The sequence below is a fragment of the Pandoraea aquatica genome, assembly GCF_902459565.1.
Classification (GTDB): Bacteria; Pseudomonadota; Gammaproteobacteria; order Burkholderiales; family Burkholderiaceae; genus Pandoraea; species Pandoraea aquatica.
The window spans coordinates 1,070,886-1,087,088 of the sequence record NZ_CABPSN010000002.1 but is presented as its reverse complement, the minus strand read 5'-3'; the positions used below and the strand labels follow the sequence as shown (position 1 = coordinate 1,087,088).

Genomic DNA, 16,203 nt, shown 5'->3' with positions numbered 1-16,203 from the left:
CCTGGAGGTGTCAGATGGAACTCCTGATTGGCTTTGTTTCGACGTTATGTTTATCGTTTTTCCTGTTTCGAAGGTGAGTTGCAGCACGGTTTCCAACTCACTGCGTTCGCCGACCGCGCCCCTTGGCGCGGTTTTCCTTTGATCGTACGTCCGGCCATTCCCGAACCCGAGGCTTCGCACACCGCGCTTCACTCACCGTTCATCGCCGCAATTTAGCGTACCCTAGCCGTTATCATGTCGACCGCCGTGCCCCCCGCCGTGACCTCATCCGGCCTTGCGATCCAGCAATTCCGCGATCCATTGACGTCGCCGCGCACCATTGCCATTGCGGCAGCGATCGTTGTCGTCCACCTTGCCGCCCTGATCGGTTTGTCGCACCTGCGCAACGATCCTGAAAAGGCGACGATCGAGCCGACCACGTTTACCGCCACGATCATTCCGCTCACGCCCGCCCCGACGCCGCCGCAACCCGCGCCGCCCAAACCGCAGCCGGAACCGCCCAAGCCGAAGGTCGCACCGCCGCCGCCCAAGCCGCGCGAGCAACCGAAGAACGCCATCACGCAGAAGGCCGAACCGGTCGCCCCGCCGCAACAAGCGCAGGTCGAGCCGGTGCAGAATGCTGCGCCCACGCCGCCGGCACCGCCGGCACCGGCCCCCGCGCCTGCGCCGTCCGGTCCGATCGAAGGTCTCGCCGTGAAGTGCGACGAGCCGCGCGTGGCCTACCCGACGCAATCGCGTCGCGTCGGCGAAGAAGGCACCGTCACGTTGCGTCTCGTGATCGACACCCGTGGGGTGGTTTCGAGCGCCAATGTCGTCAAGTCGAGTGGCTTCCCCCGTCTCGATCAGGCCGCCCGCAGCGCCGCACTGGCGATGCGTTGTGCGCCCCCGATGCAAAACGGCCGTGCGGTGGAAGCCGCCGCGACCAAACCGTTTAATTTCAATCTGAACGACTAACGAACGCCTAACAAACGTTTAACGAATTGGATCTTCCGAGGAACGCAAAATGCAAGAGTATGGTTTGAGCCACGTCTGGTCGCAGGGCGATTTCGTCACCCGCGCCATCGCGATCGTGTTGCTGGTGATGTCGGTGCTGTCGTGGACGGTCATCATCATCAAGGGCACGCAAGTCTTCCGCCTGAGCCGTCTCACGCGCACCGCCGAGCCGGACTTCTGGCACTCGGAGAATTTCTCTGCCGGTCTGCAAAAGCTGGGCGAATCGGGTCAGAACAACCCGTTCCTCGCGCTGGCTCTCGCCGGTCAGGACGCCGCCGAACATCACCGTCAGAGCCAGCCGCATCTGCACGACAAGATGGACGTGAGCGACTGGATCACGCGAGCACTGAAGAACTCGGTGGACGATACGGTTTCGCGCCTGCAAAGCGGTCTGGCCATGCTGGCTTCGATCGGCTCGACCTCGCCGTTCGTCGGTCTGTTCGGCACGGTGTGGGGCATCTATCACGCCCTGCTGGCCATCGGTGCATCGGGTCAGACGACCATCGACAAGGTGGCCGGTCCCGTGGGTGAAGCGCTGATCATGACCGCCTTCGGTCTGTTCGTCGCGATCCCGGCAGTGCTCGGCTTCAACGCCCTGACGCGCGCCAACAAGGGTATCGTCTCGAAGCTCAACCGCTTTGCACACAGCCTGCACGGTTACTTCCTGACGGGCGCCAGCGTGCACTCGACGCAGTTCACCAGCAACGTCACGCCGGTGCGCAAGTCGACCTCGGCCAGCGCCAGCTAAGCCGCCGCGCAAGACAAGGAGTTCGCTATGGCTATGGGTTCATACAGCAGCGACGACGGTGCCGATGACGCGATGATGAGCGAAATCAACATGACGCCGCTCGTCGACGTCATGCTGGTGCTGCTGATCATCTTCATCGTGACGCTGCCGGTGCTCAATCACGCGGTCAAGCTCGACCTCCCGCAGGCGAGCAGCCAGCCGGAAGACACCAAGCCTGCCAAGGTCGACCTGTCGATCCAGGCAGACGGCAGTGTCTTCTGGGACAAACAGCAGATCGACGACGACACGCTCAAGGCGCGTCTGGCGCAGGCCGCCGAAGCGCAGCCGCAACCGGAACTGCACCTGTTCGCCGACAAGAGCGTGCGTTACGAAAGCGTCGCCAAGGTGCTTTCCGAAGCACAGACGGCCGGCGTGACCAAACTCGGTTTCGTGACCGAACCGGCGAAGTAAGTCGTGAAGTAGGCCGGTAAATCCACGAATCGCAGAAGTGAAAAGCGCGGTGCCAGTCACCGCGCTTTTTTTCGTCCGTACGGTTCGAAATCGATTGGGATTCCACAGACTTTTCACCCATTGTTCCAATCAGGTAACAATCCTTCCTGTGTTACGGGCTACTCCCGGGGCCCTACGTCCGCATATAGTTTGGACATGACAACGGATGTCGGCGACACCCGAAGCGGCGCTCAGGCACGCCTCGCTCGCCCATCCCTAACAGGAGAACGCCCCCCATGAGCACCCCCGACACCCGCCCGGTTGCCCGCGTCTTTACCGCAGCACAAACGCAGGAAGGCGCTGGCTTTCACGTCAACCGCCCGTTCCCGACGCGCATGATGATGGACTTCGATCCGTTCCTGCTGCTCGACGAAATGGGTCCGATGCAAGTGGCCCCCGGCGACGCCAAGGGCGCGCCCGATCACCCGCATCGCGGCTTCGAAACCGTCACTTACCTGCTCGCAGGCGAGATGGAGCACCGTGACTCGCAAGGTCACGCAGGCAAGCTCACGCCGGGCGACGTACAGTGGATGACGGCCGGTGCCGGGGTGATTCACTCGGAAGAGCCGTCGCACGCGTTCCAGCAACGCGGCGGCGAGATGCACGGCTTCCAGCTGTGGGTGAATCTGCCGAGCACCGACAAGATGATGACGCCGCGCTATCAGGAGCTGCCCGCCGCTGGCATTCCCACGGCGACGAGTGACGACGGCAAGGTCTCCGTGCGCGTGATCGCCGGTGAAGCGCTGGGCACACGTGCCGCCATCGAAACGCGTACGCCGATTCTGTATCAGCACTTCACGCTGCAACCGCAGGCGTTGCTCGATCATCCTGTGCCGACGGATTTCAACGTGTTTGCGTACGTCGTCGACGGCGAAGGACATTTCGGTGCGGAATCGACGCCGGCCAAAGCGCATCAGATGGTCGTGTTCGGCACGGACGGCGAAGGCGTGACGGTGCGTAACGATGGCGACAAACCGCTGTCGTTCCTGCTGATCGGCGGCAAGCCGCTGGGCGAGCCGGTAGCGCGTTACGGCCCGTTCGTTATGAACACGGAAGGCGAGATTCGTCAGGCGATTCTCGACTTTCAGGCGGGACGTATGGGGCACATTCCGGCATCGGTGTCGCGCACGTCTTAATCGTACCGGGCGCTTGCGCCTAACGACGGTCCGGCGAAATTGGGCCACAATGACACTCATGGTGCGTAACTAACGCCGAGTGTGTTGTGGCCCGTTCCTTTTGATCCCGCAGATCTTCTCGACCGCGGGATCGTTTCGCCGGGCCGTTCTCATCGAAGTGAATCAGGACCCATCCAGACCTCCAGGAGCTGCCATGGCCGCAGAAGCGATTGTCATTGCCCACTTGGGCGCCGCCGGATACACCACCCAACTGTCGGACGGCAAACACGAATGGCTTGCCGACGAACCTGAATCGCTGGGCGGCGGCAACCTCGGCCCGGCACCGTCGGCGCTGCTGCTCTCGAGTCTCGGGGCCTGCACGTCGATCACGCTGCACATGTATGCACGCCGCAAAGAGTGGCCGCTCAAGGACGTGAAAGTGACGCTCGCGATGAATCCGGACGGCAAACCGCCCGCCGGCACCACGCAGATCACGCGCAAGATTGAACTCGCGGGCGATTTGTCGGAGGAACAGCGTCAGCGCCTCTTGGAAATTGCCAATGCATGCCCAATTCACAAGGTGTTGTCCGGCACCATCGCCATCGACAGTTCGTTGGTTGAGTAATATCCGGCACGAGGCTGGCGCAGTGTCCACAGCTTCGCCAAGCGCCAGCCATCATCGACAGAAGGGGAAATAGTCTTGCAGTACGAACACCTGATCGAGGTCAACGACCTCCTGAATCCGCTGACCTTCGCGCTCTCGCGCGATCAACTGTGGCGCGGCCTCGTGTTGCGTGCCGAACAGCCGGAGGCATTCGTGCTGGGACTCGACGAGTGCACGATGCTTGAACGCACCGAAGACGCACTGAGCCGCGAGCTGCGCTTCGGCGAGACCGTTGTGCTGGACCGGGTCGTCTTCGAGTCCATGCAATCGGTGCGTTACGAAACGGCAGCGACCGACGCGCATGCGGGTGGCACCCTTACGATGCGTATCGAAGAGCCGAATCCGACGCATCTTTTCGTACGATTTACGTATAGCACCACGCTGCAAGAAGACGCCGTGACCGCCGACACGCGCTATAGCGAGTTTGTGAAATCGGCCTATCGCGAAGCGGACATCGACACCGTGCGCCGAATTCGCGAGCTTGCCGAACAGGGCGCGTTGGACTGATTGGCCGTCCGGGCCTTGTGGCCGGGGCTGCCGTCGATTCGACAGCAGGGTTGGTTGGACGATGTCCGCCATCGTCCAACCAATGCAATTTAGACAAAAACTACCAAAACAATAATCACAATAGCCAAATTCAAATATAAATGGGAATGATTCTCATTTAATATTCTTCTCACAGTCAGCCACACGGATGAGCGAGATGACCGCAAGCCACACCACTGCCCGCCAGACCACGCCCGCCACGGCACCGCGCCGCACCTTGTCGGTGTCGCGCTCGCAAGTGGCCAGCCCGGTGGCAGAAAAGCCGGCCACCAGCCAAACCAACGGTCGCGTGCTGACGAGCGATCACCTGCTGCAGGGCACGCAATGCGTGAACATCCTGCACAACGGGCAGACCTATCAACTACGCGCTACGCGTTACGGCAAGCTGATCCTGACGAAGTAAGCGATTGAGTTCAAAGCAGTAGACGTAAAGCAGTCGGGCTTTTTTAAAGAATTTTGGCGACGGCGAGACCACGACCTTGCCGCCACCTTCACCGAGTTTTGTGGGGACCACCTCGCCTAAGAGGTGTTTGGCAGTAGCCAGCGAACGCAACGCGATCCCATGTAGTTACGGCAAGCCCCTCTCTACCTGCGTTGCGCGCCAGCCAAGCCGCTTTTTTTGTCCATCCACTCGGGTTTCATTGATGTTCTCCTCTTGACCAACCTGCCAAGCCTCAGGTTTGTCATACGGCCTGACAAGCCTTTAACCCGTTCGCGAGAGCGGGTTTTTCTTTTTGTAGCGCAGCGCTTCACGTACAAAAAAAAGCATCGCCAACTTTCACTGGCGATGCTTTTTTTGCTTCCTGCGCTGGCACGGATGCCGTGCCAGCGCGCAATGCTTGGCGGATAAATTACGCGCCGGTGATGGCTGCGATGCCCGCGCGGGCGATCTGCGCGTCCTGGTTCGACTTCACACCCGACACACCCACGGCACCGATCACGTTGCCATCGACGACGATAGGCACGCCGCCTTCAAGCATGGCCGTGTTCGGTGCGCTCAGGAACGCGAAGCGGCCACCGTTGATCATCTCTTCGAATGCACCGCTTTCACGACGGCCGACCGCCGAGGTCTGCGCTTTGCCCAGCGACATCATGGCCGTGCTGGGGGCAGCACCGTCCATGCGATGCAGCGACAGGGCATGACCACCGTCGTCGACGATCGTAATGCACACGTTCCAGCCGTTCGAAGTGGCTTCCGCCACGGCGGCCGCGTTGATCTTCTGCACGTCTTCAACGGTCAGGACAGCTTTCGTCTTCATACGTCTCTCTCGTTTAGGGTTGGCAAATCATGGAGCCTGCACGACGGCAACGCTCCGAATCATCATCGTCTTTTTTTGTTACCGCCAGCGACGACCGACGTCGTCGCCGAACAGTCCGACGCTCAATGCCCCACACTCAGCGCCATCCACTCGCGCAGCGACACGCGTGTAGCGCGCAGGCTGTCGAGCGTTGGCCACCAGCCGGAAGCGGCGTCGGGGTCCTGCGCATTGCCGTTGCAGCACGGTGCGGGTACCACCGTGAGACCGGCACGTACGAACTGGTCACGCGCGCGGCGCATATGCCAGGCGTCCGTGACCAGATAAACACGCGTCACGCCGACGTTGGTCAGCATGCGCGCGCTGAAAATGGCGTTTTGCGCCGTGTTCAGTGATTGTCCTTCGACCCAACGTACCGGCACGCCGAATTCGTCCTGCAATACGCTCGCCATGAGTTGCCCTTCGGACACCGGATAGCCGGACGGCGCGCCGCCGGAGACCAGTACCGGCAACTGCGCATGACGCGCCAGGAATGCGCCGTAGCGCACACGAGCAAACGCGCCCGGCGGCAGATCGGCACCATCGCGCCGACCATACTCCGTCGCACCGAGGCTGATGCCACCGCCAAGAATGACGACCGCCTGGGGAAGCGTCGACGCATTGCCCGCAGGGTTGGACGGATCGGGCGGCGCTGACGCCTGTGCCCGATGGGCCGTCTCGACGGACTTGATATCGAGCGCGGGACCGATGTCGAGCGAGTGCGTCAGCCGGTTGCTGAGCCACGGTGTCGCCTGCAACCAGAGTGCAAGTGCCGCGACGATAGCCAGCGTCTTGCCCACTCTCGGAAAGCGCCGCCAGCAGATGGCTCCGAGCCCTGCAAGCACCAGCACATTGGCGGGCGGCAAGAAGAGACTGACGAGGAGGTTTCGGGCGAGCCAATCGACGGGCATCCGGCCAGTGTACTGGACTGCACAACAGAGTGCACCCTTTCTCTATGACACGTCCGCTCTCCTGAACGATCGCCTTCGGGCTGACACAAAAAAGCCCACGCGAGTGCGTGGGCGTCATCCGTCGTCAATGCGTTACGGGCGCATCACGCTAGCAAGCTGCGTAGCATCCATGCGTTCTTTTCGTGCAGTTGCATACGCTGCGTGAGCAAATCGGCGGTCGGCTCGTCCGAGGCCGCGTCGACGATCGGGAAGATGCCACGCGCGGTGCGCGTCACGGCTTCCTGTCCTTCGACCAACTGACGAATCATCTCTTCGGCCGTGGGCACGCCTTCTGCCTCGGGAATCGACGACAGCTTTGCGAATTCCTTGTACGTGCCGGGTGCCGGATAGCCGAGCGCGCGGATACGCTCGGCGACCTGATCGACCGCCAGCGCGAGTTCGTTGTACTGCCCCTCGAACATCAGATGCAGCGTGTTGAACATCGGACCCGTCACATTCCAATGGAAATTGTGCGTCTTCAGATACAGCGTGTAAGTGTCTGCCAGCAGATGGCTCAAGCCTTCGACGATGCGCTTGCGATCCTTGTCGCTGATACCGATGTTGACGCTCGCCACCTGGGTCGCACTGTGCTTCTTTGCCATGATTTGACTCCGTTTGCTGTGCCGTCTCCCGAAAACGCCGGAAGACGCGCTGAATAAAATGGCTCGATATCAAGCGATATCGATCGACACCGACCGACATCGATCTCCGTACTTTCCTCAGGACGTTCGCGACGTCATTCCGGTTACACTGCGCCCTATCCGAATCAGCCAGCGCTCCCGCTGCCAACCTCCCGTCGATGCCCATACGTCTCACCGGAACGTCGCACGCAAATGCCGTCGCTCAAGACGCCGCGCATCCCGCCCAGCCGCTTCTGCCCCGCCAGCTTCTGGTGACGCCAGACGTCGCGTCGCGCTCACAGATCGCAGCCTTCGCCTCGCAACTCGCGCAGGCGCTCGCGCGTGGCACTCGCCTCGTCCAGCTGCGCAATCGTTCGCTCGATGCCGACGGCTACCGCGCGCTGGCGGAAAGCGCGTTGGCGCTCACTCACGCGGCCGGTGCGCAACTCATCCTGAATCCGCCGCATGACGTTGCCGACCGCTGGCTCGACGCCACTCAGGGCATGCACGCAGGCACGGTGCCGCAAGCGGACGGCTGGCATTTGACGAGCGAACGCCTCATGGCCTGCGAGACGCGCCCGGCAGGCTGGAAACTGATGAGCGCCGCCTGTCACGACGCCGCTCAACTGGCGCAGGCTTCGCATCTGGGTCTGGACTTCGTGACGTTGTCACCGGTGCTCGCCACGGCCACACACCCGGAGGCGACACCTCTCGGCTGGCCAGCCTTCACGTCACTTGCCGCGCAAACCACGCTGCCCGTCTTCGCGCTCGGCGGCATGCGTGCGGAGACACTCAATACCGCTCGCAATGCCGGCGCTTACGGCATCGCCGCCATCCGCGCCTTCTGGCCGGCAGCCTGAAAATACCGGCGCTGGGACTGTCTGCCCGTCCCAGCACCCTGACTACACGGACCTTCACAGACTGAAGCTCCGGCAGCCGCGCCGCCGGAACCGTCAACCGTGATGCCTTACTCCGCCAATGCCTTGCGTGCGGCGATCACCCCTTGCGCATACGCCGGATCGATCTTGTCGAAGTGCGCGATCTGACGCTCGGCGACGTCGTCCGGCACCCCTTGCATCGACGCGGCGATGTTGCCAAACAGACGGCCCTTCTGTGCGTCGTCGAACAAGCGGAACAATGCGCGCGGCTGCGAGTAGTAATCGTCGTCTTCACGATGGTCGAAACGATCGGCCACGGCACCCACCGCCTGCTGCGGATCGCGATACTCGGCCTGCTCTGCAAATGCACCGTAACGATTCGGCTCGTAGTTCGGCGTGCTGCCCAGATTGCCGTCGACACGCATCGCACCATCGCGATGGAAGCTGTTATGGAACGGGCACTTCGGCGCATTCACAGGAATCGAGCTGTGGTTCACCCCGAGGCGATAACGCTGCGTGTCGCCGTACGAGAACAGACGTCCCTGCAACAAACGGTCGGGCGAGAAGCTGATGCCCGGCACGACATTGCCCGGATTGAACGCGGCCTGCTCGACGTCGGCAAAGTAGTTCTCCGGATTCCGGTTCAACTCCAGCACGCCGACGTCGATCAGCGGGTAATCCGCGTGCGGCCACACCTTCGTGATGTCGAACGGGTTATAGCGATACGTCGCGGCGTCTGCCTCCGGCATCACCTGCACCTGCATGCGCCAGCGCGGGAAGTTGCCCGTTTCGATAGCGTCGAACAGATCGCGTTGATGGCTTTCGCGATCGTCGGCCACGATCTGCGCCGCCTCGGCGTTCGTCAGATTCTCTACGCCCTGCATCGACTTGAAGTGGAACTTCACCCAGAACCGTTCGTTCGCCGCGTTGATGAAGCTGAACGTATGCGAGCCGAAGCCGTGCTGCTGACGATAGTTCTTCGGAATACCGCGATCGCTCATGAGGATGGTGACCTGATGCAGCGACTCGGGCGAGCGCGACCAGAAATCCCAGGCGGCCGTGGGGCTGCGCATGTTGGTCTTCGGATCGCGTTTTTGCGTGTGGATGAAGTCGGGGAACTTGAGCGCGTCGCGGATGAAGAACACGGGCGTGTTGTTGCCCACGAGATCCCAGTTGCCTTCGTCGGTGTAGAACTTTATCGAGAAGCCGCGCACGTCGCGTTCGGCATCGGCCGCACCGCGCTCACCGGCCACCGTCGAGAAGCGCAGGAACACCGGCGTTTCCTTGCCGACGGATTCGAACACGCGGGCACGGGTGTACTTCGTGATGTCGTGCGTGATGGTCAGTTTGCCGAACGCGCCCGAGCCTTTCGCGTGCACGCGACGCTCCGGAATCACTTCACGGTCGAAGTGAGCGAGTTTTTCGATCAGCCAGACGTCTTGCAACAATGCCGGGCCGCGCGGGCCAGCCGTTTGCGTGTTCTGGTTGTCGGTGACCGGCGCGCCGGCGGCGGTCGTGAGTTTCATCTTGTCGGACATGTGACGCTCTCCTGTTTCCTGGTTCCTGATCGGTCGATTTCTTGCGACTTGCGTAACTTGTACGGCTTAGGCCCCCATCAGGGCGAAGTCGGCAAGTACGTGTTCCAGCGTGGTTTCGATGTCGTGCAAATAGGCCTTGAGTTGGGTCATTGCGGGCACCTCGAATGCGTCTTTCTGCGGGTAGGGATTCGCGCCTGAGCGCTCGGGCTTCTCTGTGTGGCCCGGTTTCAAGCGCGTGGGTCTAGATTAATTATTTATATTAAAACGGTCGAATTAATCGTTTTTATATATATCATAGGCAAAAGCAATACGCCGCAGCACAAGGCAGCGGCGTAGGGCTTTACAGCGGGGAGAAGCAGGAGAAGCGAGAGATGAGGACCGGCCTGAAGTGTCCGATCCTGGGCGCGAGCCGTTGGACCGTCAACTCGACATCAGTCGGACATCAGTTGGACGTCGCTGGCAGATCGAGCGGGATGATGCCCGGCAGGTCGCACTTGGCGATGGCCTGCGCCACCGCTTCGATGGCCGGCAAACGCGTGAAGCTTTTGCGCCAGGCGAGCACGACGCGACGGTCGGGCACCGGTGCCGAAAACGGCACATAGCTCAGCAGGCTGTCCGGCGCCTGCTTTTCGGGCACGGACGTCTTCGGCAGTACCGTGATGCCCACGCCGCTCGCGACCATATGGCGAATCGTTTCGAGCGACGAGCCCTCGAACGTCTTCTGAATACCGTCGGCGTTCTGCGAGAAACGCATCAGTTCCGGGCACACGCCCAGCACGTGATCGCGGAAGCAATGCCCGCTGCCGAGCAGCAGCATCGTCTCTTGCTTGAGGTCACCGGCATCGATCTGTTCACGGCCTGCCCACGGGTGCGAGCGCGGCAGCGCCACGACGAACGGCTCGTCGTAGAGCGGGCGCACCATCAGGCCGCTCTCCGGGAACGGCAGCGCCATGATGGCGGCGTCGATCTCGCCCTGCTTGAGCAACTCGATGAGCTTGAGCGTGTAGTTCTCTTGCAGCATCAGCGGCATCTGCGGCGTGGTCTCGATCATTTGCTTGACGAGTGCCGGCAGCAGATACGGTCCGATCGTGTAGATCACGCCAAGACGCAGCGGGCCGGCGAGCGGGTCGCGTCCCTGCTTGGCGATTTCCTTGATGGCGATGGTTTGTTCGAGCACGCGCTGTGCCTGCGCCACGATCTGCTCGCCGAGCGGCGTCACGCTGACTTCAGCCGCACCACGCTCGAAAATCTGTACGTTCAGCTCGTCTTCGAGCTTCTTGATAGCCACCGAGAGCGTCGGCTGGCTGACGAAACAGGCTTCCGCCGCGCGACCGAAATGGCGTTCACGCGCCACCGCCACGATGTACTTGAGTTCCGTGAGGGTCATGTCGTCCTAACCTGTGTAAATTAATCGAACCGATGCAATCGATAGATTTTGTTTTTTATAGCACAATCGGGCGGCAATTGCCCGTTTTCGACCGTTCCGGGGTGACGCTCTACCCACCAGCTCCCGCCATCGTCCGCCGTCCCCTGCTTGCTTCAGGCCTTCAGATAGTCTTCTCGCGCCCCGAGCCATCGCTCCAGATGCGCGGCGACCGCGCCCGGATGCGACTTCAGCAGCGCATCGGCTGCTTCCTGCGCGCCCGGAATCATCCAGGCGTCCTCATTGAGATCGACGAAACGCAGCATGGCCGCGCCCGACTGACGTGCGCCGAGAAACTCGCCGGGGCCGCGGATTTCCAGGTCGCGCCGGGCGATGATGAAGCCGTCAGTCGTCTCCCGCATCGTCTGCAAGCGCGCCTTCGCGCCCATCGACAGCGGCGAGGCGTACATCAGCAAACAGACCGATTCGGCGGAACCGCGACCGACGCGTCCACGCAACTGGTGCAATTGAGCGAGACCGAAGCGCTCCGCGTGTTCGATCACCATCAGTGACGCATTGGGCACATCCACGCCCACTTCGATCACGGTCGTCGCCACCAGCAAATGCGTGTTGCCGCGCGTGAAGTCCTCCATCACGGCGGCCTTCTCGGCGGGCGACAGACGCCCGTGCACCAACCCGACCCGCAACTCCGGCAACGCCGCCACGAGCTGCGCGTGCGTATCGACGGCCGTCTGCAATTGCAGCGCCTCGCTCTCTTCGATCAGCGGACAGACCCAGTACACCTGACGCCCGGCCAGCGCCGCCGCGCGCACCCGGTCGATCACTTCCAGGCGACGTGTATCGCTGATGAGTTTCGTCACGACGGGGCTACGTCCGGGCGGCAGTTCGTCGATGACGGAGACGTCGAGATCGGCGTAGTACGTCATGGCGAGCGTGCGCGGAATCGGCGTGGCGCTCATCATTAACTGATGCGGCATGGCGTTCGGGCCCATGCCAGCGGTCTGCATCTTGCTGCGCAGCGCAAGCCGTTGCGCGACGCCGAAGCGGTGCTGTTCGTCGACGACCGCCATGCCGAGGCGCGCGAACGTGACCGTGTCCTGAATGATGGCGTGCGTGCCGATGACGAGCTGCGCTTCGCCGCTGGCCACGCGCGCCAGCGCTTCGCGCTTTTCCTTCGCCTTCATGCTGCCCGCGAGCCACGCGACTTCCACGCCCAGCGGCGTGAGCCACGCCGAAAGTTTGCGCAGGTGCTGCTCGGCGAGGATTTCGGTCGGTGCCATGATCGCCGCCTGAAACCCGGCGTCGATGGCCTGTGCGGCGGCCAACGCAGCGATGATCGTCTTGCCGCTGCCGACGTCGCCTTGCAGCAGACGCTGCATCGGATGTGCTTCGGCCAAGTCGGCGCGAATCTCGGCCCACACGCGTTGCTGTGCGCCCGTCAACTTGAACGGCAGCGCGGCTTCGAAACGTTCGAGCAAACCGCCTTTTATGTGCTCGCCAAGCGACGGGGCACGCAAACGGCGACGTGCCGCCTGCGCCCGTTTGAGCGACAGTTGTTGCGCGAGCAACTCCTCGCACTTGATGCGTAACCACGCCGGATGCGAACGCTCCATGAGCGCTGTCTCGGAGACATTCGGCGGCGGGGCGTGCAGCAGACGGACAGCGTCGGCCAGTGGCGGCAACGGATGATCGGGGCCGATAGCGTCTTGCAGCAGCCCGGGCGGCAGCAACTCGGGCAGCGGCGTGCGATCCATGGCGTTGTGGATCGCTTTACGCAGGTAGGCCTGAGACAGACCGGCGGCGCTCGGATACACCGGCGTCAGCGATTCGGGCAGCGGCGCGGCGGCGTCCTGCACGACGCGGTATGCGGGATGGACCATCTCGAGACCGAAGAAGCCACCGCGCACTTCGCCACGGACACGCACACGCGTGCCGATGGAAAGCTGTTTTTGCTGACTGCCGTAAAAATTCAGAAAACGCAGCACCAACTCGTGCCCTTCGTCGGCGATGCGTACGACCCACTGACGTCGCGGACGGTAAGCGACGTCGCTCGCCGTCACCACGCCTTCGACCTGCGCCGGCTCGCTCGGCAGCACTTCGCCGATCTTGCGCAGCGTCGTTTCGTCCTCGTAGCGCATCGGCAGATGCAGGATCAGATCGATGTCGCGCTTGAGGCCGAGCTTGGCGAGCTTGTCGGCGCTGCCGGCCGCTTTCTTTGCGGCGGGTTTGGCGTCTTTCGCGGATTTGGCGGGCTTGCTCGCCTTGGTGGCCTTTGCCGCCTTGGGATCGGCGGCGTCTGCGCTTGCGTCGTTGGTTGCGCGCTTGGCAGCGGCCTTTGCGCCGCGCTTCGCCACTTTCGCCGCAGGACGGGCGTCGGCGTCAGCCTGCGCGCTTGCCGCGTCGGCAAGATCCACGAGGTCGGCGGTAGCGTCGTCAGGCGCGGTGGCGGGCATTCTGCGTTCGGTCATGCAGTCGCGAGTCGGGGGCTTGGGGAAACGTTCGGTCGAAACAAGTAAAATGCGGGTTGCCACGTATTGTAAACGCTGATGTATACCCTTTCCGATTTCGATTTCGACCTGCCGCCCGAACTGATCGCGCAGACCGCGCTCACCGAGCGTACCGCGAGCCGCCTGCTGGAGGTCGACGGCAGCGTCACGCCGCCGCATCTGTACGACCGCAGCTTTGCCGATCTACCCGGTCTGCTCGCCCCCGGCGACCTGCTCGTGTTCAACGACACGCGCGTCATCAAGGCGCGCCTGTTCGGCCAAAAGGCCAGCGGCGGCAAGATCGAAGTGCTCGTCGAGCGCGTGATCGACAACCGCACCGTGCTGGCGCAGATCCGCGCCAGCAAGAGCCCCGCGCCCGGCACCGTGCTGCATCTGGCAGATGCCTTCGACGTCACCGTCGGCGAGCGCGTCGAGCCGTTCTACACGCTGCACTTCCCCGAAGACTGCTACACGCTGCTGGAAACTTACGGACGTCTGCCGCTGCCGCCGTACATCGAACACGATGCCGACGCCGCCGACGAGACCCGTTACCAGACCGTCTACGCCCGCAATCCGGGTGCCGTCGCCGCGCCAACGGCCGGTCTGCACTTCGACGATGGCCTCTTCGCCCGTCTCGACGCCCTCGGCGTCCAACGCGCCACACTGACCCTGCACGTGGGGGCTGGCACGTTCCAGCCGGTGCGGGTGGACAACATCGGCGAACACAAAATGCACTCGGAGTGGTACGAGATCACGCCCGCGCTGGTCGACGCCATCGCCGCCACGCGCGCACGCGGCGGTCGGGTGATCGCTGTAGGCACGACGTCGATGCGCGCGCTGGAGTCGGCCGCGCAGGCCACGCTCGCGGCCGGTGGCGCGCCGGGCACGCTGCGCGCGGGCAGTGCCGAGACGGACATCTTCATCACGCCGGGTTACCGCTTCCAGTTGGTCGACCGGCTCGTGACCAACTTCCACCTGCCCAAGTCCACGCTGCTCATGCTCGTGTCCGCGTTTTCGGGCATGGAGACGATCCGCGCAGCCTATCGTCACGCGATCGAGCAGCGTTATCGCTTCTTCAGCTACGGCGACGCGATGATCCTCTCGCGCGTCGAAATTCACGACACCCCGAAGGCTGCCGCCTGAATCCCGGACGGCCATGGCGTCCAGGGCCGTCCGACCAAGTACAATACCGCCTTGGCCGCGCATTGGGCGCAGGCCGCTTTTTTGACGTCCCGTGCGGGCGCCGGCTTGTTTTGCCGGTGGTGCCGGGGCGCACGACACATGCTCAAGTTCGAACTCATTACCACCGACGGGCAAGCCCGCCGGGGGCGCGTCACGCTCAACCACGGTGTGGTCGAGACACCCATCTTCATGCCGGTCGGCACTTACGGTTCGGTCAAGGCGATGTCGCCGGTCGAACTCGTCGAGAACAACGCCCAGATCATCCTCGGCAATACCTTCCACCTCTGGCTGCGCCCGGGGCTGGAGACGATTGCCGCACACGGCGGCCTGCACCGCTTCATGGGGTGGGATCGTCCGATTCTCACGGATTCGGGCGGTTTTCAGGTGTTCAGTCTCGGCGAGCTGCGCAAGATCAGCGAAGAAGGCGTGAAATTTGCGTCGCCCGTGAACGGCGATCGCCTCTTCCTCTCGCCCGAGATCTCGATGCAGATCCAGCACGTGCTCAATTCGGACATCGTCATGCAGTTCGACGAATGCACGCCGTACGAGATCGACGGCCGTCCGGCCACGGAAGTCGAGGCCGGCCAGTCCATGCGCATGTCGCTGCGCTGGGCCAAGCGCTCCATCGACGAATTCAACCGCCTCGAGAACCCGAATGCGCTGTTCGGCATCGTTCAGGGCGGCATGTATGAGCATTTGCGCGACGAATCGCTCGCCGGGCTGTCGGAACTGGACTTCCACGGCTACGCCATCGGCGGGCTGTCGGTCGGGGAGCCGAAGGAAGACATGATGCGCGTGCTGGAGCACGTGGCGCCGCGTCTGCCCGCGAACAAGCCCCATTACCTGATGGGCGTGGGCACGCCGGAAGATCTGGTGGCCGGTGTGGCCGCCGGCGTCGACATGTTCGACTGCGTCATGCCCACCCGCAACGCGCGTAACGGCTGGCTGTTCACGCGTTTCGGCGATCTGAAGATCCGCAATGCGTCGCACAAGACCGATACGCGTCCGCTGGACGAAACTTGCGGCTGTTACGCCTGTCGAAACTTCTCGCGCGCCTATCTGCACCACTTGCAGCGAGCCGGGGAGATTCTGGGCGCGCGGCTCAACACCATCCATAACCTGCATTACTATCTCACGCTGATGCAGGAAATCCGGGATGCCATCGAAGCTCACCAATTCGACGCGTTCGTTGCCAAATTCAAGGCCGATCGCGCGCGCGGCGTGCAGTAACGTGGCCGGTGCGCCGAGGCGGTTGACTCGGCCACCGAATCCCCCGGGAACGGGGTCGGGCAGTGGTAAAATGCCGGGCTTGGAT

The 16,203-nt window shown here is 62.8% G+C and carries 17 protein-coding genes; 10 read left to right on the top strand and 7 right to left on the bottom strand.

The features are described 5' to 3' along the window. The first annotated feature begins 234 nt into the window (after nucleotides 1-234). From PAQ31011_RS26565 to hemP, 7 genes are all read left to right on the top strand, one after another. Nucleotides 235-954 carry an energy transducer TonB gene (locus PAQ31011_RS26565; RefSeq protein ID WP_150575712.1) on the top strand — a complete coding sequence of 240 codons (720 nt, stop codon included), beginning with the start codon at nucleotides 235-237 and terminating at the stop codon, nucleotides 952-954. Between the two features lie 49 nt (nucleotides 955-1,003). Then, on the top strand, nucleotides 1,004-1,741 hold the full coding sequence (locus PAQ31011_RS10485; RefSeq protein ID WP_046290946.1) for a MotA/TolQ/ExbB proton channel family protein: 738 nt from the start codon (nucleotides 1,004-1,006) through the stop codon (nucleotides 1,739-1,741). 27 nt (nucleotides 1,742-1,768) lie between these two features. Beyond that, entirely contained in the window at nucleotides 1,769-2,191 is a 423-nt protein-coding gene (locus PAQ31011_RS10480) for an ExbD/TolR family protein (protein WP_039396348.1), read from the top strand. A 275-nt stretch (nucleotides 2,192-2,466) separates the two neighbouring features. Continuing rightward, nucleotides 2,467-3,366, top strand: coding sequence for a pirin family protein (locus tag PAQ31011_RS10475; protein ID WP_150575711.1), 900 nt, complete (start codon nucleotides 2,467-2,469; stop codon nucleotides 3,364-3,366). Nucleotides 3,367-3,559: 193 nt separating this feature from the next. Further along, nucleotides 3,560-3,970, top strand: coding sequence for an OsmC family protein (locus PAQ31011_RS10470; protein ID WP_246179505.1), 411 nt, complete (start codon nucleotides 3,560-3,562; stop codon nucleotides 3,968-3,970). 75 nt (nucleotides 3,971-4,045) lie between these two features. After that, nucleotides 4,046-4,516, top strand: a complete 471-nt coding sequence (locus PAQ31011_RS10465) for an SRPBCC family protein (RefSeq protein WP_174990057.1) — start codon at nucleotides 4,046-4,048, stop codon at nucleotides 4,514-4,516. Nucleotides 4,517-4,703: 187 nt separating this feature from the next. Then, the gene (hemP, locus tag PAQ31011_RS10460; RefSeq protein WP_150575709.1) at nucleotides 4,704-4,958 is read left to right on the top strand and encodes a hemin uptake protein HemP; all 255 of its coding nucleotides are present in this window, start codon (nucleotides 4,704-4,706) and stop codon (nucleotides 4,956-4,958) included. A gap of 448 nt (nucleotides 4,959-5,406) precedes the next feature. Here hemP and PAQ31011_RS10455 read toward each other — a convergent pair whose 3' ends face one another. The 3 genes from PAQ31011_RS10455 to PAQ31011_RS10445 all read right to left on the bottom strand — a co-directional run bounded on the left by PAQ31011_RS10455 (nucleotide 5,407) and on the right by PAQ31011_RS10445 (nucleotide 7,402). Next, nucleotides 5,407-5,814, bottom strand: coding sequence for a GlcG/HbpS family heme-binding protein (locus tag PAQ31011_RS10455; RefSeq protein WP_150575708.1), 408 nt, complete (start codon nucleotides 5,812-5,814; stop codon nucleotides 5,407-5,409). 122 nt (nucleotides 5,815-5,936) lie between these two features. Further along, complete coding sequence (locus PAQ31011_RS10450) at nucleotides 5,937-6,761, bottom strand: YdcF family protein (protein ID WP_150575707.1); 825 nt, start codon at nucleotides 6,759-6,761, stop codon at nucleotides 5,937-5,939. A 143-nt stretch (nucleotides 6,762-6,904) separates the two neighbouring features. Then, nucleotides 6,905-7,402 (bottom strand): Dps family protein, encoded by a 498-nt coding sequence (locus tag PAQ31011_RS10445; protein ID WP_150575706.1) that lies wholly within the window; start codon nucleotides 7,400-7,402, stop codon nucleotides 6,905-6,907. A 197-nt stretch (nucleotides 7,403-7,599) separates the two neighbouring features. Between PAQ31011_RS10445 and PAQ31011_RS10440 the strand changes: the two genes are divergently transcribed. Next, nucleotides 7,600-8,280 carry a thiamine phosphate synthase gene (locus PAQ31011_RS10440; RefSeq protein WP_150575705.1) on the top strand — a complete coding sequence of 227 codons (681 nt, stop codon included), beginning with the start codon at nucleotides 7,600-7,602 and terminating at the stop codon, nucleotides 8,278-8,280. Between the two features lie 107 nt (nucleotides 8,281-8,387). Here the strand turns inward: PAQ31011_RS10440 and PAQ31011_RS10435 are convergent, their stop codons facing one another. From PAQ31011_RS10435 to recG, 4 genes are all read right to left on the bottom strand, one after another. Then, entirely contained in the window at nucleotides 8,388-9,836 is a 1,449-nt protein-coding gene (locus tag PAQ31011_RS10435; protein WP_150575704.1) for a catalase, read from the bottom strand. Nucleotides 9,837-9,902: 66 nt separating this feature from the next. Beyond that, complete coding sequence (locus PAQ31011_RS26345; protein ID WP_174990055.1) at nucleotides 9,903-10,067, bottom strand: hypothetical protein; 165 nt, start codon at nucleotides 10,065-10,067, stop codon at nucleotides 9,903-9,905. A 211-nt stretch (nucleotides 10,068-10,278) separates the two neighbouring features. Continuing rightward, nucleotides 10,279-11,223, bottom strand: coding sequence for a LysR substrate-binding domain-containing protein (locus PAQ31011_RS10430; protein ID WP_150575703.1), 945 nt, complete (start codon nucleotides 11,221-11,223; stop codon nucleotides 10,279-10,281). 152 nt (nucleotides 11,224-11,375) lie between these two features. Next, nucleotides 11,376-13,688: an ATP-dependent DNA helicase RecG gene (gene recG / locus PAQ31011_RS10425; RefSeq protein WP_150575702.1), complete on the bottom strand. Its 2,313-nt coding sequence runs from the start codon at nucleotides 13,686-13,688 to the stop codon at nucleotides 11,376-11,378. A 78-nt stretch (nucleotides 13,689-13,766) separates the two neighbouring features. Here recG and queA point away from each other — a divergent pair, with 78 nt between their 5' ends. Then, nucleotides 13,767-14,849, top strand: coding sequence for a tRNA preQ1(34) S-adenosylmethionine ribosyltransferase-isomerase QueA (gene queA, locus PAQ31011_RS10420; protein WP_150575701.1), 1,083 nt, complete (start codon nucleotides 13,767-13,769; stop codon nucleotides 14,847-14,849). A 138-nt stretch (nucleotides 14,850-14,987) separates the two neighbouring features. After that, nucleotides 14,988-16,118: a tRNA guanosine(34) transglycosylase Tgt gene (gene tgt / locus PAQ31011_RS10415; protein ID WP_150575700.1), complete on the top strand. Its 1,131-nt coding sequence runs from the start codon at nucleotides 14,988-14,990 to the stop codon at nucleotides 16,116-16,118. The last annotated feature ends 85 nt before the right edge of the window (nucleotides 16,119-16,203 follow it).